Raw genomic sequence first — 20,931 nt, forward strand, 5'->3', positions numbered from 1 at the left:
TGTTATTCAACTTGTGTTACTGAGCTTGTGTTATTGAGTGTATGCTATTGAACGTTTACTACTGAACCTTGGTTTCAATTTTATTTTGCAATTGGTTGCCTATTTGAGTGCTTTTGTATAACTGAATAAGGTTTTCTTGGTGGTCGTAGTTAAGATGAACAGGGCGCTCAATGTCGCGACTTTTTCCTTTAACCCCCACATGAATAAAGGCATCACCATTCGGGTTCATATCAAAAGTACTCGATAACTCAGTGTAGTTAAGATGCTCCAGTGCGGTAAACACTAATTCCAAATAAGGCTGAGATAGGGCCAGTTGATCCATTGCTGGATTTCCTGCCACTTCAATTAATCCACCGGGCTTACGAGCCGCGAGTTTCCCGCCCGCAATCGTCACTTTACCATCGACAAGTTCAGCAGGGAGTACGCCATCAAATAGACCGCTGGCTTTTACACCGACTTGAGGTTGTTCTTCTAAAAACGTGGCTAAACTTAACCCTTGTAATAAAAGGTAGCCATGGGATTTATCATGCAACTTAAGCACAAACTCTGGCAGTAAAAAGCGTCCGTCGAGCATGTCGCCACTGGCTGTTAAACTGACGTTGGTTTCACTGAGTCCAGTGATTTGTTGTAGCCAATTGTCGGGCACTTTATTGCCGTCTTTGGTTAATTCAATATTGGCATTGATATTGAGGTTAGTCATTAATAAACCCACATTGGCTTTTTGTAAGCTAATGGCTGTTTGAGGGCACACTAATTGACTTTGGGCAAAGTGTTGCTCTGCCAGCGGAGTGTTGGGTTTATCGTGCTGCTGTTGCCAGTTAAATTGGCACTGTGCAAACACATCGCCACCAATAAATGACCTGTCAGCTAAGCGGCCAGACAACGATGAAAGTTGTTGCTGAATTTTCATTTCAAATTGACTGCTGTTATTGAGTTCGCTCAGCGCAAAACCGGCGACTAAGCGGCTGTGACCTTGAAGGTTGAAGTTGTCGGGTAATGGCTGCACTTTTTTAAGAATGTAAAGCGCCCTCTCAATGTCGGTGTCAAATGTCCATTGGCCTGCCAGTGAAAGAGGGCTTTTGGCATCGGCAAACTTTAATAAATGGTAACTGCTTAATGCTAGGGTATCTAACTGCCATTGCTCACTGCCCACCAATAAGCCTTTTGACAAATTAAGTTGTTGCTGCAAATTAACACTGTTAAGTGCAAGCAAGGGTTGGCGACGACTTTTGCCAACCTGTTTAACGGCATCAAGTTGCTTAATGCTCCATACAATCTGGTTTGTTGTTGGGGTTTGTAACCAACGGGCGATGGCTTGTTCGATATTTTCATTGTCATTTAGGCTAAATAACACATCTTGTTGAACGTCAATGCTCGCAAGATTGGCGCAGGCATTGGTGGTGATTGTTTTAATGTTTTTTTGGCTGACGATTTGCTGGCCGATAAATTGTTTTGCGGTAACGATAAATGGAGCCAATTTAAGATCGAGGTTGTGACTTTTTTTAATAGTCGAGGTCTGGGTTAAATTGAGTGTTAACGAGGCAAGTTGCGCAGCGGTATTTTTTTGAATTTTATGGATGGTTTTATCACCATCTTGCTGGGTAAAGTACAGCTTATTAAACGCGACAGTGGAACTTGGGAACAGGGCGATATTAACATCATTTTCTTGCACACTATTTACCGTACCTTTCAATATAACTGAGGCTTTTTCAACGCTAAGCTGTTCAACATCAATGTTTGCTAATAATTTTTTAAGGTCAATAGGTTGAGCATTTTCTGTTGTTTGTGGTGAGGCTAACTGAATATCCCAATCAAAATCACTGCGCCATTGTTGTTGGCTATTTACCTTGATGTGGCTTAGTGACAGTTGTGTTTTTAAGCGCAAGCCATTAAGACTTAAGGTTAAGTTTGGTATGGCCACTTGTGTTACTGCGGTGTCTTGCTGGAGAGGCATGAACACCTCAACGGGCTCGGTCATATTAACCGCAAGGTAAGGTTGCTCTGATAAGGGGAGAAGTTGCTGAATGATATGATTGAGGTGTTGTTTGCTATCAGGATTAACAATCAGTAAGTCGATTAACTGGTTGATGTCTGTCTCACTCGGATTCAGTTGATAATTGAGCGGTGCAATAGCGAGTTTGAGCGCTAACGTTTCAAGTGGTTTTTGCTCATCAGTCATAGCCTTGAACGGATCGTTAACAGAATATTGACCTATGTCGAGGGTAAAGTTTATCGGTTGTTTTGGCGTAAAAAAGACACTTGGCCAACGCGATGAATGTAATGATAAATCGCGTATGGATTGCTGACTCTTAAGCTCGCCATTAATTAAGTTAAGTTGGGTGTGAGTAGTCCATTGCCCTTGAACCGATAATTGCTGCTCAGTGATAGGGTTGAGTATATGTGTCAGTTGTTTGTGTAAGCCGCTTAATAGGTTATTGCTGTTTGGATAAGCCTTAAATTGTTTATCATGCAACAAGTCTAAATATTTCTTTAATGACTCAAGCCCTTGATAACTTGCACCTAAGTCAACCAAGGTGTCAAATTCCCAAGCTCGTTTGTCAAGTGTTGCATCAACACTGAATAGCGGAAACTCATCAAAACGCCACACGGTATTGAGTTTCCCTGTTTTTGACAGGGTTAGATTATACATGGTTAAGCTGTGTTGGTTGGCTTGCGCGGTCTCTAACACGGGGAGTCTTATGGTGATATTACCTAAATTAATGGTTGGGAGTTTCGCGAGATTTAATTGTAAGGTGGCGGGTGAGTCTTCGGTTTGCTTTGATTGCCTAATAAAAAAACTTTCACCTAAGTCGACATACACGCTTTGTGTTTCAATACTGACAATATCGTCGGCATTGAATTGCTGATTTTTAAGCATTTGAATACTGTCACGCAGTTCGAGATTAAATTCTTGTACCGCGATATGGCTGTCTTCAATTTTGAGGATAAGTCTTGGAATATAAATATGATTCAACGAGACGTATTCAGCATCAAAATTCAGGACTTCAATGTGATTGTCTGCTAGTAAATTATTAAGTAGTTTTACCGTCAGTGGCTTTGCATGTTCGATAATGGCCCACACTAAACCTACTGTGCATAGCAGTATAAAAACTAAAATCCTTTTTATGGTAAATATGTGCAATAGTAACTCACTCGTTGCTTCTGTTATTGCTGTGCTATAGCGTTATTACGGCTCAATAATGTAGTTAAATCAATTTTAATTTTAGATTAGCATGTTAACAGGTTGATTGAATTACCCTCTAAAAGATAATTAATCCCTTTAGCGTGCCAATATGCCAATAAAAAAGGCGCTCTTAAGCGCCTTATGGGTAAATTTTGCAGCGATTAAGTTGGCATAGGTTCAACAACAATGTGTTCTAACTCAATGGCTGCAATCGCGTGTAATGCATCCATTGTCGCGCCCACTAAGCTAATTTTCCCCTCAGATGACTCAACCAATACAGCACGTTTAATTTCACTGTATTGACGGTTGTGTCTAATCAAGTTCGATAACGCCATTTGCATCGGTTGCATTGATGGGTTAAATGCTGCGTTTTCGGCATAACGGCCACAGAATGTCGCTCCGTCCATGGTTTCAAGCACTACTGCGGCATTACTGTCAGTGTAAGGCGCATAGCTTAGGCCTGCTTGATCTACCGCTTCAATGATCATTGGGTCGTCAGAATTTAGGCTAAATTCTTTTTCACGTTTGCACAATAATGGCAAGGTAACATCGAGGTCGGCAGGACTGAAGCCATACGGTAAGTAATGAGATAAGGCTTTAGTTTCTTGCTGTGGCAGATGGATCTTGATATTACTGCCGTTGAACAATTCATTCATAAATTGACGACAGTGGCCACACGGACTGTAATTAACAATAATGTCTACAATTTCTATTTCGCCGCTTAACCATGCATGACTAATGGCGCTTTGCTCTGCATGTACACTGTGAAACAGCGCTTCACCGGGTAGTTCAAGGTTGCCACCCATGTATAGGTCGCCACTGGCACCTTTAGCAATAGCACCAACATAAAACTCACTGATAGGTGGGTTAGCCAAAGCGGCTGCAATAGGTAATAAATCCATTAACACTTGTTCTTCTGGTTTACCGCTAGCTTTAACTAACATGGCAAATTGGTTGGCATCGATGTGGCCACAAAATTGCTCATGCAGTAATGGTGCAAGCGCGGTCGCTAATGGTTTGTCTAACTGAGTAATGCTGTCTAAAAATCGATTTTGCATTCCCTTAATCCTTAAATGAAATAAATCGGGTAAAAGTGATAATTCACTATAATGACTGTAAGTATTGATATAGGGCTTTAAGTAACTTTTGTTTGTGTTCATTCTCGCTGGTTTCTTCGACCAAGTTTTCGAGATTAATCACATAATCGGCATCTGAGAGTCGTTGTTGGCAAAAATCGCGCCATCGACGAGTTTCATTATCAGACAATGTTTCTGGGTAGTTACGGGCCCGGAAACGAAATAACATTTCATTGATGCGCGGATCATCAAATTGCAACTCTAACGCCGCTAGGTTCCGCGGTTCAGTATGACAAATAATTTCCATTTTGGTTTTATCAGCATGACTGAAAAAACCGCCGCTATATAGCATCAAGTCAGGATCGGTAATGGGCTTGCGATCTGACTCTAATTCAAATACTTGGTTAATCTTTTCTCGTATTTCTGGATGATTTTTTAAGCGTTTATATTGCTCACGTGCAAAGTCTTTATCAAACTGTAATTTTGCAGTCACCTCGTCGTCAAGTAATTTTGGCGATCCAATGAAAGGACATTTGTTGAGGTGGATTTGTTTTATGGGTATCGCCAGCTCAGTTTCTGCTAATTCATGACGTGGGGTGTACATTCTGTCGCTGATTTCTTGAGCGGATAACTCGAGCAATGGTGAAATATCCATGGCCAAATTAATGCAAATAACGGCGTTTTTATTGGTTGGGTGGTAAGCCACAGGTGCGATTAAGGTTGTGCAGCCATTTAACGCACTGATTTTAGAGCTAACATGCACCAAAGGTTGCATTTTTAATACGTCAATATGGTCAGCAACGGCTTGCTTACGGCGCAAATTAAAATAGTATTCATACAATTTAGGCTGTTGCTGTTTAATGAGTTTGGCCATTGCAATGGTTGCGTAAACATCTGACATCGCATCATGTGCTTTTTCATGGCTTAAGCCGTTTGCTTGAGTTAATAACTCTAATTTAAAGCTTGGTGAGCCATCTTCTTTCATCGGCCAGTTAATGCCTTGCGGACGAAAAGCATAGCAAGCTCGGACTAAATCGATAATATCCCAACGCGAATTGCCGTTTTGCCACTCACGCCCGTATGGGTCAATAAAATTGCGATAAAAACCATAGCGGCTAACTTCATCGTCAAAACGTAACGAGTTGTAACCCACAACACAGGTATTAGGTTGGCTAAATAAGCTGTTGATACGGCGCATAAACTCAGCTTCAGGTATGCCTTTCATGTTCGCCAGTTGTGGGGTAATGCCGGTAATAAGAATGGCTTCGGGGGCCGGTAAATAATCGGGTGATTGCTTACAATAAAAGCTTTCTGGCTCACCAATAATATTTAAGTCGAGATCCGTTCTAATTCCTGCAAATTGCGACGGGCGATCTTTGGCCGGGTTTGCACCAAAGGTTTCATAATCGTGCCAGAATAGGGTGGGTTGAATTGCATTTGCCATAATAAAATTAAGATCCTTTTCGCGATTACTGGCATATTAACATTGATGAGCCTTAAATTGATAATAGCGTGAATTTTGCAAATTTTTTACTATGTTCTCAATACGTTTGCTAGTTTCAATTTAATAAGTAAGATAAATTATACAAGTCGTATTGATTTTAAAAGGATATTGAATGCATCAACATATTTTTACTCAACCCATTGTCAGTGAAATTAAACAGCCCACGTTGTTGACGCTTCGCTTGTTAGAGTCGGTGAGTGATTTGTTGGTACTATCATCGATGACAAATCCTATCGCTGAATTTGTGGTCAGCCAAGTCAACGCAACGCAAGCAACGTTAATTGTGCGTCATCAACCTTTTATTGAACTGATTTATCAAGATACACAGCAAGTTGCTGACAAATATGATCAAGTACGATCGATTGGGCAAGGTACTCGTTTATACCCAACGATGGGGATAGCTCCCAGAGTGTGTATTGACCAACTCAGAAAAGGTATTACCGTTGATATTCAAGCTGATGAGCATGTCTATTTTAGTTTAGAAACCCTTGCTCGCTTTGAATTAATCTCCCTTGAGCAAGATTTACGGATTTTAAGTGAACCTCATGCGTTAGTGATGGCCAAAGCGATTTTAGGGCGCAAATTTGATTACGATGAACCGTCCTCAATGCTGGCGGTACATATCAGTGAGCTTGAACAAGTCAGACGCGATTTACGAGAATACCTTAAAGGTGAGTCGGGTAAAATTCATCCGGGTGTGTCAACTGAGCTGTTAAAGCTTGATCATTTATTGCAAAATAAACACCAGTGGTTGCTCAGAACGTACCATCAATCTTTAGAGCGGCCTAACCTAGGGCGTTCGTCGAATGAGCAACTGTGTAATATTGAACAATTACAGCGAAAGTTAGACTGCTTTGAGCTGTTAGCCCCTAAAGACGTGTCAGATATGGTCAATAAACTGTCTGACGACGAAATGTAATTTTTACCATTCAGAGCCTACTCATGCCGTATATTTGTCCTATTTGTTCTGCGCCGTTAATCCTAGGCGATAAAAGTTGGGCATGTTCCCAGCGTCATCAATTTGATTGCGCTAAAGAAGGTTATGTAAATTTATTGCCAGTGCAAAAGAAAAAAACCAAAGACCCTGGTGATAACAAAGAAATGATGATCGCTAGACGAGAGTTTCTTGATAAAGGCTTTTATCAACCGTTGAGCGATAAAGTGAATCAATTAGCTGCTCAATATCATCCCAATGCTGAAACGCTGCTCGATATAGGGTGTGGCGAAGGGTATTATAGCCATCGCTTATTTGCAGCCATGCAACAAGCATCTATAAATCATTGTAAGCTTTATGGCCTCGATATCTCTAAATCGGCGATTCGTTCTGCGGCAAAGCGGTATTCGGATTTACATTTTTGTGTGGCCAGCGTGTTTGAAATGCCATTTGCTGATGACAGCGTTGATCTGGCTATACGCATTTATGCCCCGTCTAAAGTCGAGGAGTTACAAAGAGTGATGAAACCTGGCAGTACATTAATTACTGTCTCGCCAGGGCCGATGCATCATTTTGCGTTGAAACAAAAGATATACAGCCAACCAAGATTGCATCCACAAGAATCGTTGTTGCTCGAAGGATTTAATTATCTGTCGCACGAATCACTAACTTACTCGCTTGCGCTAACACAAGTGGATGATATTCAACACTTCCTCAATATGACACCGTACGCATGGAAGTTAAGTGATATGCAAAAACGACAAATAATAGAGCAAGGGCTCGAATGTGAGATAGATTTTAAAATCGAAATTCATCAACGCGAACAATCGACTGTTGATTAAATCAGACAAATAACTAATTGATGCTCAAAGATAAACCGATTTGTTTACTCATTAAATATATTTAGCCTGGCGCTTGATCTTTGTTGACTTATTCTGAAAATGGTTTATAGTTTACTCAGCTTGAAGGTTGGGCTTATATTTAACAATACGATCAGATTCGTCCTGTAAACATAAGTAATACCGGCATTTTCCAGCTTTACCGCCGTTAAGGCTTTATTTTATATATTTACAGGATTTATATCATGTCTCAAGTTACTGGTGTTGTTAAGTGGTTCAACTCTGACAAAGGTTTCGGATTTATTGAGCAAGAGTCTGGTCCAGACGTATTCGTTCACTTCCGTGCTATCAACTCAGACGGTTTCAAAACTCTTGACGAAGGTCAGAAAGTATCTTTCACTGTGACCCAAGGTCAGAAAGGTCCTCAAGCTGAGAACGTTTCAATCGTTTAATCTTTTGGCTTCGGCTAAAAATTAAATAAATAAAGCTGTAGCATTTATGCTGCAGTTTTTTTTGCTTTTTTATTCATGATTGTTAGATTATTAAAGTAATCTTTTTACCCTAATCGCTATCGTCCGTTTCATTGCTTATCGTCCGTTTAATCACTCATCGTCCATTTCATCGCTTATCGTCCGTTTCACCACTTATCGTTAATTTCATCTCTCATCGTCCATTCCATCACTCATTATTTTTAAGTACGCATATCAGGTTTTGTTAGAAAAGCGATTAATACCTTTAAGTATATTTTGGGCTGTACCTCTGTATTGAAAGCAATTCACAAATGAATCGCAATTACATCTCTCATAGGCTTGATCGAATCCTCAAGCATGCTGAAAGTTCAACTTCTCAGACTGATCATGCTTGAGTATCGATAGTGAATGGGTATTAAATAACTTGAGAACTGGATAATAAACGCCTTTCAAACAGTCTTTGTCCTACTTACTGCGTTGAATCAACTTACAATAGGCTGGTTATTGACGCGACAATTGGCCTTATTGGCATCATAAATGACAAAATTACAAGTGAGGTTAATTAAGATGCTGATTTTAAATAGTATAAGTTCATTTCTTATACCTCATTCAGGTTAAATAGTATGAGGTTACGTATGCGCGTGACTCAATTCTGATAAAAAATAGGCAGTTAATAGCAGCGATTAGGAGTAGGGGTCTTCGTTTTAACTCAATATTGTAGATAAAAAGGCCCGTTTTACCGGGCCTGTGATTAGCATATTGATAAGCAGCAATGGCTTAAGAAAACAGCGTTTCTTCTAATGTTCTGCCTTTGAGTATGGCTTTGTATTGCCATTGCTTCTGGGCGAATAAATTCAATAATTGCAGTTCAAGTTCAAAGTTACTTTGTTTTTGGTATTCAATAACATACTGTTCATCACCACTACGTTTGACTTCAATGACATTGATTAAACTGAGTAACTGTTGATGCAGACTGTCCATATCGCAAGCTTGCATGGTGAGCGTAATAAAGTCAGTTGCCTGACTGGCCTTAATTGAAACCGATTGTTGTAATTGGCCTTTTTCAAGGTAGACAACATGGTCGCAAAGTTTTTCAAGCTCATCAAGGTTATGAGAACTGATGATAAATGTTGTTTCACCGGTTAAGTTTTTAACGATTTGGCGGATCTTTTTAGCATTTGCAGGATCCAGTCCTGCTGTCGGTTCGTCAAGTAACACTATTTCAGGCGCGCCGATAAGTGCTTGCGCAATTGACACGCGTTTACTCATACCGTGGCTCAAACTTTTTGGTTTCGCCTGTGCAGAGTCGCTAAGTTCAACCAGCTCCAATACTCGTATGACTTCTTGCTTGGCATCTGTTTTGTTAAAGCCTTGTAACTGAGCAAAAAATTGCAATTGTGAAGCAATCGTAAAGTTAGGATCCAATGCCGCATCTTGCGGTAGAGCGGATAACACACCTTGTAATGCTTTGCTGCCGGGGGCATGTCCAAGAATGCGAATGCTGCCATGAGTCGGTTGAATGTAACCGCATAACAAGCTAAATAATGTGGTCTTCCCTGCACCATTTGGCCCGACTAATGCTATTGGCGCCCCCGGTTGAAGGATTAAGCTCACATTGTCGAGTGCTAATTTATTCGGGTATTGCTTTGATAAGTTATCACATTGAATAAGGATCATAGGGCACTCCGTTTCATTAATACATTGCCCAATCCTAAAATGACTACGGTTTGCACTAGTGGGATCGGGGCAAATGCCAACGAGCCTAACCCCTGAGTGTTAATCATACTGGAGATCTGCGAGCCAGGTAATATCATGCTTAAACCATTCAATTGTGGAAACTGAAAATTAATAATCGCAATGATGATGGATACTATTGCCCATAATATCACCGCAAATATACTGGCTTGCCTTGCTGAGTTTGCCTGTAGAGATAACACCGCCATTGCTGCAGTATAAGGAAGTAACACAATAACCAGGTTTATCATCACTAATAAGCTGGTAGTTAATGAGGGCAGTAACAAACTGATATCACGGCTAATCACCATCACAATAGTGGCTAGTAGCGTTAATATAATGAGTGCGAATTGAATGAGCATTTGCCCGATAAAACGCCCGAAAAACAAACTGCTACGGCTCACTCTTAAGGTTAAAAACCGTAAGCTGCCACGTTGTTTGTCAGAGCTAAATTGGTCTGCAGCAATAAAAATACTGAACATAGGGAATAAATACAGTGCTGCAAGCCAAAATACGGCTAACTCAGGGACAGGCCATTCAAATAAGTGTTGCAAACTACCGGGGCCAAATAATGCTTCCGTGAACTCTTTGAAATTGGGTTGCATAATAAATTCAGATGCACTTTTTATGGGGTAAAGTAATAGAATTCCCCAAATGAGCATAAATGCAATCAAAGCGACCATACCGCTTTTATTAGTAAAGCGTTTGGTGAGTTCATATTTAGCTAATAACCAAATGTGAGATATCCCCGATGGGGGAGTCGTAACGGGCATAAACGTTTCCTTGCTTAAGCGGTATTTTCGCGTAAAAATCAGGTTTATTGAATTAATTTAATAAGCTTTCAAGTTGAGCTATTTTTTCTTCAAGCACGGCGACTCGTTGGCTCAGTTCATCAATACGGCTATCTTGAGCAATGCTTTGGTGCGTTTGCGTAGAGACGTGTAGATTGTCGTTACTGTTGACTTGGTGATCGTCTATATTGCCGCTAAAGCATTCCATAAAGCGACAATCTCGCTTATTAGGTTCGCGTGCGAGCTGCACAACTAATGACGTTTCACGTTGGCTTAATCCAATTAAAGCCGTTTCTACCTGGCTTACATCAGTAAATTCATGTAATCGAGCCGTACGTGTTTTAAGTTCGCCAGGTGTTTGTGGCCCACGTAATAACAGCACACAAATCAGTGCCACTTCTGCACTATTAAGCTGTAACTCGCTAAATTCGGTGTTGCAAAATCGATGTTTGTATTTAACTACACGACTGCCAAATCCAGACTGTTCGCTGATTAAGCGCTTTTTATTGAGATCTTCAATAATGTCTTGTACATCGGATTCGCTTAATGACAATACTGGCTCACGGCTGCTTTTCTGGTTACAGGCGAGCGTTAATGAATTAAGAGATAAGGGGTATTGGTCTGGCGTGGTGAGTTCTTTCTCGAGTAAACATCCAATAACCCGAGCTTCTAAGGGCGTTAATTCCATACACTATCCTTATTATAAATAATCTTTGCACTGTTAGTGTTTATATCAGAGTAAGAGTTTTATACCAATCAGAACCCATCAGATTACTGACTTATGCCATTCAAGCTGGTGAGGTTGTTAAGTAAGGTCATGAGAAAATGGCGTAGTTAAAAACCGGTGTATCTGAGATGGTAGTCAATCGAGATGTTGAAACCGTTTAAATCATGAGTGATTAACATCTGTTGCTCACTCATGATTCAAACGCTATAAAGCAATCTATGTTACATGGTGAGGCGAATACCATCAGTTTCGATGCTGATTTCACCGGCTTTAAACAAGCCTCCAATCGATTTCTTAAAGGCTTTTTTACTCATACCAAGTTGATCATAAATAATTTCAGCATCTGTTTTATCGTGTAACGGTAAGAAACCATTAGCATTGCGCAATTTGTTGATGATCAGACGGGCATTTTTGTCTAAGTCTTCTTTACCACTTTTTTGTAGCACTAAATCAATTTTGCCATCGCTGCGCATTGATTTAATGTAGCCAGTGACTTTTTGACCAAAACGTAGTTTTTGGAATACTTCGTTAGTGTAAATGACGCCCCAATGCAGGTTATTAATAATGGCTTTGTAACCTAGCTCTGTAGTGCCACCAATGATTAAGTTAACCTGTTCACCTTCGGTGTAATGCGCTTCAGTTTTATCGACAAACTTATCCAGTTTTGACGATGCCATAATACGTTCGTCGGCATGGTTAGCATGGACATAAACTAAGTATGAGTGGCCTTCTTCGGCCGGTTTATGTTGCTCACCAAAAGGCAGTAATAAATCTTTGTCTAAGCCCCAATCTAAAAATGCGCCGAATGGACCCGTGGCGACGACTTTTAGATAAGCATATTCACCCACCTGAGCTAATGATTTTTGGGTGGTAGCAATCACAATGTCTTCAGAGTCTAGGTAAAGAAACACATCTACCATATCACCGACATTACAACCGGTAGGGACAAATTTATTAGGAAGTAAGACCTGTCCTAGCTCTTGAGCATTTAAGTAAACCCCAAAGTTCACTTGCTTTACGACTTCTAATGAATAACGTTTACCGATTTGTATCATGAATGACTCTACTTAATAAAAGATGAAAAGGTGATTTAATCAAAATCGATTAATTATACACGTAAATCAGCACTTAGTTGTGTCAATTAGCTTGCTGTGAAACGTTTTTTTAGTTGGCAAGATTATTGAACTCTTTCAATCCCAATAAATGCAACTTTTTATAAGGATTAATGGGTAATTTACTTGCATTACACTGCATTGCAGGTTTTAATTGCGCCGATTTTATCAAGGCGAGTGTCAGTGCTATTTCTGTGTATGAAAGTGATCTTTTTATCGATTACTTCAGTAAAACATTGGCGATGTATACACACTGAGGTTCGCCTTCAATATTTGCAAGCCATGCTGATGTAAGACTAATATGTACTTATAAATAGCTTAAGCGCAGTGAAGACGAAGAATGAAATTGACCATAAAGGATAATCTCATTTTATACGTCAACTGTGGATTGCAACATAAAGTGTGTTGTCACGGCTGGCCAATAAGCCCAGCCGTAAAATACAACAACTTTACCAGAGACAGCGCTAAGTCGTTGTCGGATTTTAACAAGCAGCACGATTTTGCTGCTTACTTTGATACAAATACGGAAAATAATTATGTCTGATTGGTCTATCGAAGATGCTCGTGCGGGTTATAACGTGACTCACTGGAGCCAAGGCTTTTACGGTATTCGTGAAGATGGCGAAGTGACAGTGTCACCTGATCCACAAAATCCTAATCATAAAGTTGGCTTAAATGAATTAGCCAAAGATATGGTAAAAGCGGGCGTTTCGTTACCGGTACTTGTACGTTTCCCACAGATTTTGCACCACAGAGTTGAAAGCTTATGTGAAGCATTTAATGATGCTATTACTAAGTACGACTATCAAAATGATTATTTGTTAGTTTACCCGATTAAAGTGAACCAACAGCAAACGGTTGTTGAAGAAATTCTGGCTAGCCAAAAATCGAAAGAAGTACCACAGTTAGGCCTTGAAGCGGGCAGTAAGCCTGAGCTAATGGCCGTATTGGCTATGGCGCAAAAAGCCAGCTCTGTAATTGTGTGTAATGGCTACAAAGACAAAGAATACATTCGTTTAGCGTTAATCGGTGAAAAGTTAGGCCACAAAGTTTACATCGTGCTTGAAAAGATGTCAGAACTTAAAATGGTATTAGCCGAAGCTGAAACTTTAGGTGTGACCCCACGTTTAGGCCTTCGTGTACGTTTAGCGTTCCAAGGTAAAGGCAAGTGGCAAGCAAGTGGCGGCGAAAAATCTAAATTTGGTTTGTCTGCTGCGCAAGTATTGAAAGTCGTTGCCGAATTAAAAAATGCTAACATGCTTGATTCTCTGCAGTTATTGCACTTCCACTTAGGGTCGCAAATTGCCAATATCCGTGATATTCGCCAGGGTGTGGGTGAAGCAGGGCGTTTTTATTGTGAACTGCGCCAACTAGGTGCCGACATTAAATGTTTTGATGTGGGCGGTGGTTTAGCGGTTGACTACGATGGTACGCGTAGCCAAAGCAACAACTCAATGAACTATGGTTTAAGTGAATACGCTAACAACATCGTTAATGTGCTAACTGATTTATGTAATGAATACGATCAGCCAATGCCACGTATTATTTCTGAATCTGGCCGTCACTTAACGGCTCATCACGCGGTATTGATTACCGATGTGATTGGTACTGAAGCGTACATGCCTGAAGTGATTGAAGCACCAGCTGAAGATGATCCGCAGTTGTTACATAACATGTGGCAATCGTGGGAAGACATTAGCGGTGGCAACGATCAACGTGCCATTATTGAGATCTACCATGATACTCAAAGTGACATTGCTGAAGCGCATTCGTTATTTTCAGTAGGTCAATTTAGCTTAGCGCATCGTGCTTGGGCTGAACAAGCTCACTTACGCGTATGCCATGAAGTCAAAGGCTTATTAAGCAATAACAATCGTTATCACCGTCCGGTTATCGATGAATTAAATGAAAAGTTAGCCGACAAATTCTTTGTTAACTTCTCTTTATTCCAATCATTACCTGATGCATGGGGTATTGACCAGGTATTCCCGGTATTGCCATTGTCAGGTTTAGATAAAGCGCCTGAGCGCCGTGCCGTGATGTTGGACATTACTTGTGACTCAGACGGTATTGTTGACCAATACGTTGACGGTCAAGGTATTGAAACCACATTGCCTGTGCCAGCGTGGAGCGAAGAAAGTCCTTACCTAATTGGCTTCTTCATGGTGGGTGCATACCAGGAAATCCTGGGTGATATGCATAACCTATTTGGTGATACTAACTCTGCTGTTGTACGTCTTGATGAACATGGCGCTGCAAATATAGAGTCAGTATTGCAAGGTGATACTGTTGCAGACGTATTGCGTTATGTTAACTTAGACGCAGAAGAGTTTATGCGCACTTTTGAAGAGTTAGTGACTCAACATATTGTTGAAGATGAAAGAGAAAGCATTTTAGAAGAGTTACAAGCAGGTCTTGACGGTTATACTTACCTAGAAGATTTCTAATCTTTACTGTTAGTGATTGTTTAAAGAGCCTTAGTTATGAATAATAGCTAAGGCTTTATTTATTATTCTGCGTTTAAGTTATTTTTTAAGAGAGTTTCAAGTATTGATGTTTTTTGAAGGTTCAGAAAAAAAAGTTGAACTGATTGTCGAACCTACTCTAGGGTCGTTGCGATCGTTTGGACGAGCATTTTGGACCGACATCGTTGCGCTAGCGAAAGCAGACATTATTTCTGTTATCAGCAATGATCAATGTGATGCTTATTTACTGAGTGAATCGAGTTTATTTGTATGGGACAAGCGCCTAGTTATCATCACTTGCGGCCTCTCAACCTTGATAGACAGTTTAATCGCTGTTATTGATCACATAGGTATCGCAAATGTAGCGTTTGTAAGTTATCAACGTAAAAATGAATACCTTGCGCATTTGCAAGCCTCTACGTTCGCCGATGACATTAGCCAATTGCGCCAGAAAATACCTGGCAAAGCTTGTCGAATTGGCCATTTAGACAGCCATCACCATTTCATTTTTACTAGCGAAAAAGCGGCTGAGTTAGCCTCAAATGACACCACAAGCGAACTGTTGATGTACCACATTAGTGGGCCGCTCGCGCAGTATTTAATTAGCAAGAATCAATCGGAACAAAAAATTTGTCAGTTATTACAACTCGACACATTGTTTGCTGGTTTTGACTATGACTGTCACCTATTTTCTCCTCTCGGCTTTTCTGTCAATGGTATCAAAGGCGACCGATATTTTACGATTCACATTACTCCGCAAGAGCAAAGCTCTTATGTCAGTGTCGAAACCAATGTGGATGTTAATGCCGCCGATAACCCTATCGCTGCGCAATTACTGGCTTTATTGCAGCCTATTAGTTGGGACACTATCGGATTTAATACACCTATTAAGGCGGGGGCTGGTTCTCACAATGTTTGTCTAGCCTATTGCTCATACCCCATTGTTGAAAATTATCATGTGCATTTTAGTCATTTTCAACAGGTTGACACAGAAGTGCTCAATCCCGAATTGATGTAAATTAGCTTGTGTTGCGTTAGGTCTTGAAATGTGGTTTTTTGAAGCGAAAAGATTGGCATAATTAAAAAGCCGTTTAAATAATAGTGTAAATAACATCGCCACGTATAGAGGTTGGCTTTTTTGTGCCTGCTCAGCGTAAAATAGATTTAGTTAGCATAAACAAGGAAACACAATGAGTGATTTAAGTGATATTCGCCGAGAGTACACCCAAGGTGGCTTAAGACGTGGTGACCTACCTGCTAATCCAATGGATTTATTCGAAAAGTGGATGCAGCAAGCCAAAGATGCGCAATTAACCGATCCCACCGCAATGTGTGTCGCCACTGTCGATGAAACCGGCCAACCTTTTCAGCGGATTGTGTTATTAAAACGCTTTGATGATAACGGCTTTGTTTTTTTCACTAACCTTGAAAGCCGTAAAGCCAAACAAATTGGTGTTAATAGTAAAATCAGTTTGTTGTTTCCCTGGCATCCATTAGAGCGTCAGGTGGCCGTTATCGGCGAGGCAGAGCCTTTGTCTATGTTAGATGTGGCGAAGTATTTTATGAGTCGACCAAAAGACAGCCAGATTGCCGCATGGGTTTCAAAACAGTCGAGCAAAATATCTGCTAGGCAGGCTTTAGAGGGTAAATTTGCTGAAATGAAAGCCAAATATGCTCAAGGTGAAGTGCCATTACCTAAATTTTGGGGGGGATATTTAGTGCGTCCTAGCAGTATTGAATTTTGGCAAGGTGGCGAACATCGCCTGCACGACCGATTTATATACACTAAGGCAGACAGCGATTGGCAAATAGATCGTTTGGCACCTTAATCTGTGTTAATAAATAGGAGCATTATCGCGTGATAAGCAATAAAATTTGGGTCGATGCTGATGCGTGTCCAAATCCCGTAAAAGACATGTTATTTAGAGCTTCAGAGCGCAAATCTATTCAGTTGGTGTTGGTGGCAAATCAATTGATTAAAGTGCCTATTTCACCCCTCATCAGTATGATTAGAGTGAGCTCTGGGTTTGATGAAGCCGATAATTATATTGTTGAGCAAGTTAACAAGGGTGATTTGGTTATTACCGCCGACATACCGCTTGCTGCCGATGCGATAGATAAAGGGGCGTTGGTGTTAAACCCTCGTGGTACGGTTTACACGACTGAGAACATCAAGCAAACCTTAACCATGCGTGATTTTATGGAAGAAATGCGCAGCAGTGGAATACACACTGGCGGGCCAAATAGCTTCTCTCAAGCTGATAAGCACGCTTTTGCACAGGCATTAGACAAATGGTTGGCCAAAGTAAAATAATGGCTAATTGATTAAACCGTCATCTATACTTATTTTTATAGTGACATTACGCGTTATTGTTAACAAAAAGGACGACATAATGAAAATCGCATTACCTTTGTTCGCTGCTGGGTTATTAAGTTTTCAAGCTATGGCAGGCGATTGGCAAGTTAATCAAGATCATTCACGCGTCAGTTTTATATCGGTTAAGAAAAACGATATTGCTGAAGTTCATCACTTTAAACATGTTGCTGGTTCACTCACCGATGAGGGCGCTTTTGCGTTAACCATTGATTTGAACTCGGTCGATACAGGCATTCAAATTCGTGATGAACGCATGCAAACTATTTTATTTGAGGTGGCACAATTTCCTCAGTTAAAAGTCAACGCTGTCATTAACCCTAAATTACTGATGGGCATGAAAGTGGGTGATACATTAACAACACAAATAGATGCCATGGTTGAAATGCATGGTAAAAAACAAAAGAAAAGTATTGATGTGCTAGTGGCGAAATTGTCAGACAATAAAATGGTAGTCAGTAGTTTTGCGCCAATGATTGTTCAAGCGGATGAATTTAATTTTGTTACCGGTGTCGAAAAATTGAGAGAAATCGCAGGCTTACCCAGTATCAGCTTAGCGGTGCCAGTGTCATTTGTGCTAACCTTAGCGCAATAGCACTTACACATTTGATCATGGCTTTTATCGTATTGATTTAAGTCATATTCATTTTTTAGCAGTATATAAAGGTGAAACAACATGGTTACCGATAAAGACGGATATATGCATTTGATTCAGTATTTAACTGAACACTTAGGCTTGTTTGAAGGGCCTGAAAACAATGCAGCCGCAACGGAGACCGTGATGGAGCTGTTTGAAGAACAGTTATCTGCGCAGATTATTATGGTTTGCGGTCAAAACCCGCAATTGTCATTTGCGCAGCGTAATATGGTGATACGTGAAATTGATGCGATAGTCTATGATTTAGAAGAGATTTTAGCTAAAGTTGCTAATCATCAAGCGACTGCAGAACAAAGTATTTTTATTACTGAGTTTTCTGGTTTAATTAAAAATTTATTTGATCAAGAAATTGATCATTTATTGCGTTAAGCGCATTGCATTTACCGCGTTAAAGAAATTTGTGGATGTGTGGAATAGACATGTTTAGAAAAATAGCCATTGTTACCGTGTTGAGTTTTTTATCATTACCCGTTTTTGCCAATAGTAAAACGATAATCCGTCAAGTTGAAGAGATGACCGTTTCACAGTCAGATTTGATTTATCAAGCACGGATTGACACGGGGGCTGTGAATACTTCTTTGCATGCCGTGGATTTAGAGATTATTGGTGGCTCTGCTGAAACAATGCAAGGTAATGTCGGTAAACTGGTCGAGTTTACAACCCAAAATGAGCTAGGCGATCAACAACGCCTTCAAGCTGAAATTGTCAAAGTGTCGACGGTCAAAAATGCCTTAGGAACGGAAAGTCGATATACCGTTAAATTAGAAGTGGGCTTTCCCGATAGTTTACAACCACTTTACGTTAATTTGCGCGACCGCAGCCACATGAACTACAAGTTATTGATAGGTCGTAATTTTCTAAAACAAAAATACGTTGTCGATGTTGCGTCTAAAAAAACAATTGGTCCAGTAGCCCAACTTAATATTAAGCAAATCGGTTTACTTTATACCACTCGTATTGATACCGGCGCTGGCCAGAACTCTTTGCATGCCGTAAATATCAAGGTTGAAAATGAAGACGCGGATGTGATGGAGAACAACATCGGTAAGATGATCCGTTTTGATACTGAAAACGAAAATGGTGAAACGGTTAGTTTTACCACACGAATTAGAGGCGCGACGTTAATTCGCAATGCCCAAGGTTCCGAAATTAGGTATACGGTAAGGTTAAGCATCGGCGAGCCAACAAATGAGTATCAGGTTGACGTTAATTTAACTGACCGAAGTCAAATGGGTTATAAACTGCTTATAGGCCGAAATTGGTTACAAGGCCATTATGTGGTCGATATGTCACTGCCGCATAAACCCATTTAAGACTAACGTTGTTCAAAATACGAATGTTATTAAAAAAACCGTTCATGTTGAGCGGTTTTTTTTATCACCCAATGCTTTATCTAATGCCCCAGCCGCTTTTGCTCTGCGTTCTCGCTATTTGAAAGGGAACAACCATTACTACATCGCGACGCCTTAATCAAAAAACGCTGGACGCATTCTGAGTGTCCACTTATTAATGCGGATGGGTATAAAATGAATGTTTTTGACACGACGACACAACCTAACTTGTGTTGGTTCTCGCTACAATAGCTTCAATGACAGCATAGTTGTACTTAATCCCTTAATTTATATTACATTAATCTGACCGTTACGCCATCGAGTTTCTGTCTTTGTATTGAAACTTAGATGTTGAGAGAGAGCAGACTTAAAAAGCCCTTCACAACGATTTTTTGTTGGCTTATTTGAGCTTGTCAGTACGAAGGCGCTGATATTAAAATGTTGAAAAGGCGGTTTCACAATTGATAAACTGACGTGTTTAACATGGCAGATAAGCTCACAATTAGAAATTGCAGTTAAATACAGCTATTTGCCACTAAAAAATCCAATAATGACTAGTAAAATCACGGTCGCTAACGTAAAATTTCTCTCTTTCATTTTAACCCTAGCTTTAGCTCTTTGTGGCAACTAACAAGAGTTAAACTATCGCGTCGGCACTATTGATTTATTTGATTTATTTGATAGTCGAATCAGACGCCCAATCGCATTGATATGCACAAATGCAGTGGATGATAACATGCAGCAGTTAACCGAGATCGTAGAACAAGCCTTAGAGGTCATTGACAAGGCCAGTGATCTAAAGACATTGGATGATATCCGTGTCGATTACCTTGGTAAAAAAGGTAAAATCACAGACATGATGAAAATGATGGGATCAATCAGCGCAGAAGAAAAGCCTGCCTTTGGTCAAGCCGTCAACCAAGCTAAACAAGCCGTACAGCAAAAGCTGACTGAGCGTATCGATGGATTGAAAGCCTCGGAATTAGAAGCAAAATTAATTGCTGAAAAAATCGATGTTACTTTACCAGGTCGTACCTTAGAAATCGGTGGCTTACATCCGGTTACTCGTACTATCGAACGCATTGAAACCTTTTTCGGTGAGTTAGGCTTTGTTGTTAAACAAGGTCCTGAAATCGAAGATGATTTTCATAACTTTGATGCGCTAAATATTTCTGAACATCATCCCGCTCGTGCCGATCACGATACGTTTTATTTTAATCCTAAAGTGATGTTGCGTACCCAAACCTCTGGCGTACAAATTCGCACCATGGAACACGAAAAACCACCGCTGCGCATTATTTCTCCAGGCCGTGTTTATCGTAACGATTATGACCAAACTCACACACCGATGTTTCATCAGGTTGAAGGGTTGATGGTTGCAGAAAACGTCAACTTTGCTGAACTAAAAGGCATTTTGCACGATTTTTTACGTAACTTCTTTGAGGAAGATTTAGAAGTGCGTTTCCGTCCATCTTACTTCCCATTCACAGAACCTTCAGCTGAAGTAGACGTGATGGGCAAAAACGGTAAATGGTTAGAGGTTTTAGGTTGCGGTATGGTGCACCCAAATGTGCTTCGCAGTGTGGGCATTGACCCTGAAAAATACTCTGGTTTTGCTTTTGGTATGGGCGTTGAGCGTTTAACCATGTTGCGCTACGGCGTAAATGATTTACGTGCCTTCTTCGAAAACGATTTACGTTTTCTTAAGCAATTCAAATAACGGAGCAATATT

The 20,931-nt window shown here is 40.4% G+C and carries 18 protein-coding genes; 11 read left to right on the forward strand and 7 right to left on the reverse strand.

What is annotated here, in order from left to right; translation table 11 throughout:
- Positions 1 to 58: 58 nt before the first annotated feature.
- The 3 genes from AC19MV_RS01820 to sbcB all read right to left on the reverse strand — a co-directional run bounded on the left by AC19MV_RS01820 (position 59) and on the right by sbcB (position 5,704).
- A complete protein-coding gene (locus tag AC19MV_RS01820) occupies positions 59 to 3,142 on the reverse strand; it encodes an intermembrane phospholipid transport YdbH family protein (protein ID WP_498305450.1) in 3,084 nt (1,027 codons plus the stop codon).
- A gap of 203 nt (positions 3,143 to 3,345) precedes the next feature.
- The gene (cdd, locus tag AC19MV_RS01825; protein ID WP_498305452.1) at positions 3,346 to 4,242 is read right to left on the reverse strand and encodes a cytidine deaminase; all 897 of its coding nucleotides are present in this window, start codon (positions 4,240 to 4,242) and stop codon (positions 3,346 to 3,348) included.
- 46 nt (positions 4,243 to 4,288) lie between these two features.
- On the reverse strand, positions 4,289 to 5,704 hold the full coding sequence (gene sbcB / locus AC19MV_RS01830; RefSeq protein WP_498299146.1) for an exodeoxyribonuclease I: 1,416 nt from the start codon (positions 5,702 to 5,704) through the stop codon (positions 4,289 to 4,291).
- A gap of 172 nt (positions 5,705 to 5,876) precedes the next feature.
- On the opposite strand from sbcB, the gene AC19MV_RS01835 reads away from it, so the two are divergent.
- From AC19MV_RS01835 to AC19MV_RS01845, 3 genes are all read left to right on the forward strand, one after another.
- Entirely contained in the window at positions 5,877 to 6,683 is an 807-nt protein-coding gene (locus AC19MV_RS01835) for a hypothetical protein (RefSeq protein ID WP_498305454.1), read from the forward strand.
- A gap of 23 nt (positions 6,684 to 6,706) precedes the next feature.
- Positions 6,707 to 7,540, forward strand: coding sequence for a 23S rRNA (guanine(745)-N(1))-methyltransferase (gene rlmA, locus AC19MV_RS01840; RefSeq protein ID WP_432399627.1), 834 nt, complete (start codon positions 6,707 to 6,709; stop codon positions 7,538 to 7,540).
- A 242-nt stretch (positions 7,541 to 7,782) separates the two neighbouring features.
- Positions 7,783 to 7,989: a cold-shock protein gene (locus tag AC19MV_RS01845; RefSeq protein WP_011637160.1), complete on the forward strand. Its 207-nt coding sequence runs from the start codon at positions 7,783 to 7,785 to the stop codon at positions 7,987 to 7,989.
- 795 nt (positions 7,990 to 8,784) lie between these two features.
- Here AC19MV_RS01845 and AC19MV_RS01850 read toward each other — a convergent pair.
- From AC19MV_RS01850 to AC19MV_RS01865, 4 genes are all read right to left on the reverse strand, one after another.
- A complete protein-coding gene (locus AC19MV_RS01850; protein ID WP_498305456.1) occupies positions 8,785 to 9,684 on the reverse strand; it encodes an ABC transporter ATP-binding protein in 900 nt (299 codons plus the stop codon).
- Positions 9,681 to 10,514 carry an ABC transporter permease gene (locus tag AC19MV_RS01855; RefSeq protein WP_498299143.1) on the reverse strand — a complete coding sequence of 278 codons (834 nt, stop codon included), beginning with the start codon at positions 10,512 to 10,514 and terminating at the stop codon, positions 9,681 to 9,683. The genes AC19MV_RS01850 and AC19MV_RS01855 overlap by 4 nt, the downstream gene beginning before the upstream one ends.
- 52 nt (positions 10,515 to 10,566) lie before the next feature.
- Positions 10,567 to 11,220: a YceH family protein gene (locus AC19MV_RS01860; protein WP_498305458.1), complete on the reverse strand. Its 654-nt coding sequence runs from the start codon at positions 11,218 to 11,220 to the stop codon at positions 10,567 to 10,569.
- 260 nt (positions 11,221 to 11,480) lie between these two features.
- The gene (locus AC19MV_RS01865) at positions 11,481 to 12,314 is read right to left on the reverse strand and encodes a CvfB family protein (RefSeq protein WP_498305460.1); all 834 of its coding nucleotides are present in this window, start codon (positions 12,312 to 12,314) and stop codon (positions 11,481 to 11,483) included.
- 593 nt (positions 12,315 to 12,907) lie between these two features.
- Between AC19MV_RS01865 and speA the strand changes: the two genes are divergently transcribed.
- The 8 genes from speA to pheS all read left to right on the forward strand — a co-directional run bounded on the left by speA (position 12,908) and on the right by pheS (position 20,919).
- Positions 12,908 to 14,818 (forward strand): biosynthetic arginine decarboxylase, encoded by a 1,911-nt coding sequence (speA, locus tag AC19MV_RS01870; RefSeq protein WP_432399620.1) that lies wholly within the window; start codon positions 12,908 to 12,910, stop codon positions 14,816 to 14,818.
- Between the two features lie 106 nt (positions 14,819 to 14,924).
- Complete coding sequence (locus AC19MV_RS01875) at positions 14,925 to 15,854, forward strand: adenosylmethionine decarboxylase (RefSeq protein ID WP_498305809.1); 930 nt, start codon at positions 14,925 to 14,927, stop codon at positions 15,852 to 15,854.
- A gap of 172 nt (positions 15,855 to 16,026) precedes the next feature.
- Entirely contained in the window at positions 16,027 to 16,665 is a 639-nt protein-coding gene (pdxH, locus tag AC19MV_RS01880; protein ID WP_498305461.1) for a pyridoxamine 5'-phosphate oxidase, read from the forward strand.
- A gap of 29 nt (positions 16,666 to 16,694) precedes the next feature.
- The gene (locus tag AC19MV_RS01885) at positions 16,695 to 17,150 is read left to right on the forward strand and encodes a YaiI/YqxD family protein (protein ID WP_432399618.1); all 456 of its coding nucleotides are present in this window, start codon (positions 16,695 to 16,697) and stop codon (positions 17,148 to 17,150) included.
- 79 nt (positions 17,151 to 17,229) lie between these two features.
- Positions 17,230 to 17,805, forward strand: a complete 576-nt coding sequence (locus AC19MV_RS01890; protein ID WP_498305462.1) for a YceI family protein — start codon at positions 17,230 to 17,232, stop codon at positions 17,803 to 17,805.
- Positions 17,806 to 17,886: 81 nt separating this feature from the next.
- The gene (locus tag AC19MV_RS01895; protein WP_432399616.1) at positions 17,887 to 18,237 is read left to right on the forward strand and encodes a DUF3802 family protein; all 351 of its coding nucleotides are present in this window, start codon (positions 17,887 to 17,889) and stop codon (positions 18,235 to 18,237) included.
- A 50-nt stretch (positions 18,238 to 18,287) separates the two neighbouring features.
- Complete coding sequence (locus AC19MV_RS01900; protein WP_498305463.1) at positions 18,288 to 19,181, forward strand: putative ATP-dependent zinc protease; 894 nt, start codon at positions 18,288 to 18,290, stop codon at positions 19,179 to 19,181.
- A 754-nt stretch (positions 19,182 to 19,935) separates the two neighbouring features.
- Positions 19,936 to 20,919 (forward strand): phenylalanine--tRNA ligase subunit alpha, encoded by a 984-nt coding sequence (gene pheS, locus AC19MV_RS01905; RefSeq protein ID WP_432399614.1) that lies wholly within the window; start codon positions 19,936 to 19,938, stop codon positions 20,917 to 20,919.
- Positions 20,920 to 20,931: the final 12 nt, after the last annotated feature.

This window comes from Shewanella sp. MF05913 (assembly GCF_059758095.1).

Excerpts from the sequence above, each read along its gene's own strand:
- cdd (WP_498305452.1), bottom strand. The coding sequence starts at position 4,242 with ATGCAAAATCGATTTTTAGACAGCATTACTCAGTTAGACAAACCATTA.
- sbcB (WP_498299146.1), bottom strand. The coding sequence starts at position 5,704 with ATGGCAAATGCAATTCAACCCACCCTATTCTGGCACGATTATGAAACC.
- AC19MV_RS01835 (WP_498305454.1), top strand. The coding sequence starts at position 5,877 with ATGCATCAACATATTTTTACTCAACCCATTGTCAGTGAAATTAAACAG.
- rlmA (WP_432399627.1), top strand. The coding sequence starts at position 6,707 with ATGCCGTATATTTGTCCTATTTGTTCTGCGCCGTTAATCCTAGGCGAT.
- AC19MV_RS01845 (WP_011637160.1), top strand. The coding sequence starts at position 7,783 with ATGTCTCAAGTTACTGGTGTTGTTAAGTGGTTCAACTCTGACAAAGGT.
- AC19MV_RS01850 (WP_498305456.1), bottom strand. The coding sequence starts at position 9,684 with ATGATCCTTATTCAATGTGATAACTTATCAAAGCAATACCCGAATAAA.
- AC19MV_RS01855 (WP_498299143.1), bottom strand. The coding sequence starts at position 10,514 with ATGCCCGTTACGACTCCCCCATCGGGGATATCTCACATTTGGTTATTA.
- AC19MV_RS01860 (WP_498305458.1), bottom strand. The coding sequence starts at position 11,220 with ATGGAATTAACGCCCTTAGAAGCTCGGGTTATTGGATGTTTACTCGAG.
- AC19MV_RS01865 (WP_498305460.1), bottom strand. The coding sequence starts at position 12,314 with ATGATACAAATCGGTAAACGTTATTCATTAGAAGTCGTAAAGCAAGTG.
- speA (WP_432399620.1), top strand. The coding sequence starts at position 12,908 with ATGTCTGATTGGTCTATCGAAGATGCTCGTGCGGGTTATAACGTGACT.
- AC19MV_RS01875 (WP_498305809.1), top strand. The coding sequence starts at position 14,925 with ATGTTTTTTGAAGGTTCAGAAAAAAAAGTTGAACTGATTGTCGAACCT.
- pdxH (WP_498305461.1), top strand. The coding sequence starts at position 16,027 with ATGAGTGATTTAAGTGATATTCGCCGAGAGTACACCCAAGGTGGCTTA.
- AC19MV_RS01890 (WP_498305462.1), top strand. The coding sequence starts at position 17,230 with ATGAAAATCGCATTACCTTTGTTCGCTGCTGGGTTATTAAGTTTTCAA.
- AC19MV_RS01895 (WP_432399616.1), top strand. The coding sequence starts at position 17,887 with ATGGTTACCGATAAAGACGGATATATGCATTTGATTCAGTATTTAACT.
- AC19MV_RS01900 (WP_498305463.1), top strand. The coding sequence starts at position 18,288 with ATGTTTAGAAAAATAGCCATTGTTACCGTGTTGAGTTTTTTATCATTA.
- pheS (WP_432399614.1), top strand. The coding sequence starts at position 19,936 with ATGCAGCAGTTAACCGAGATCGTAGAACAAGCCTTAGAGGTCATTGAC.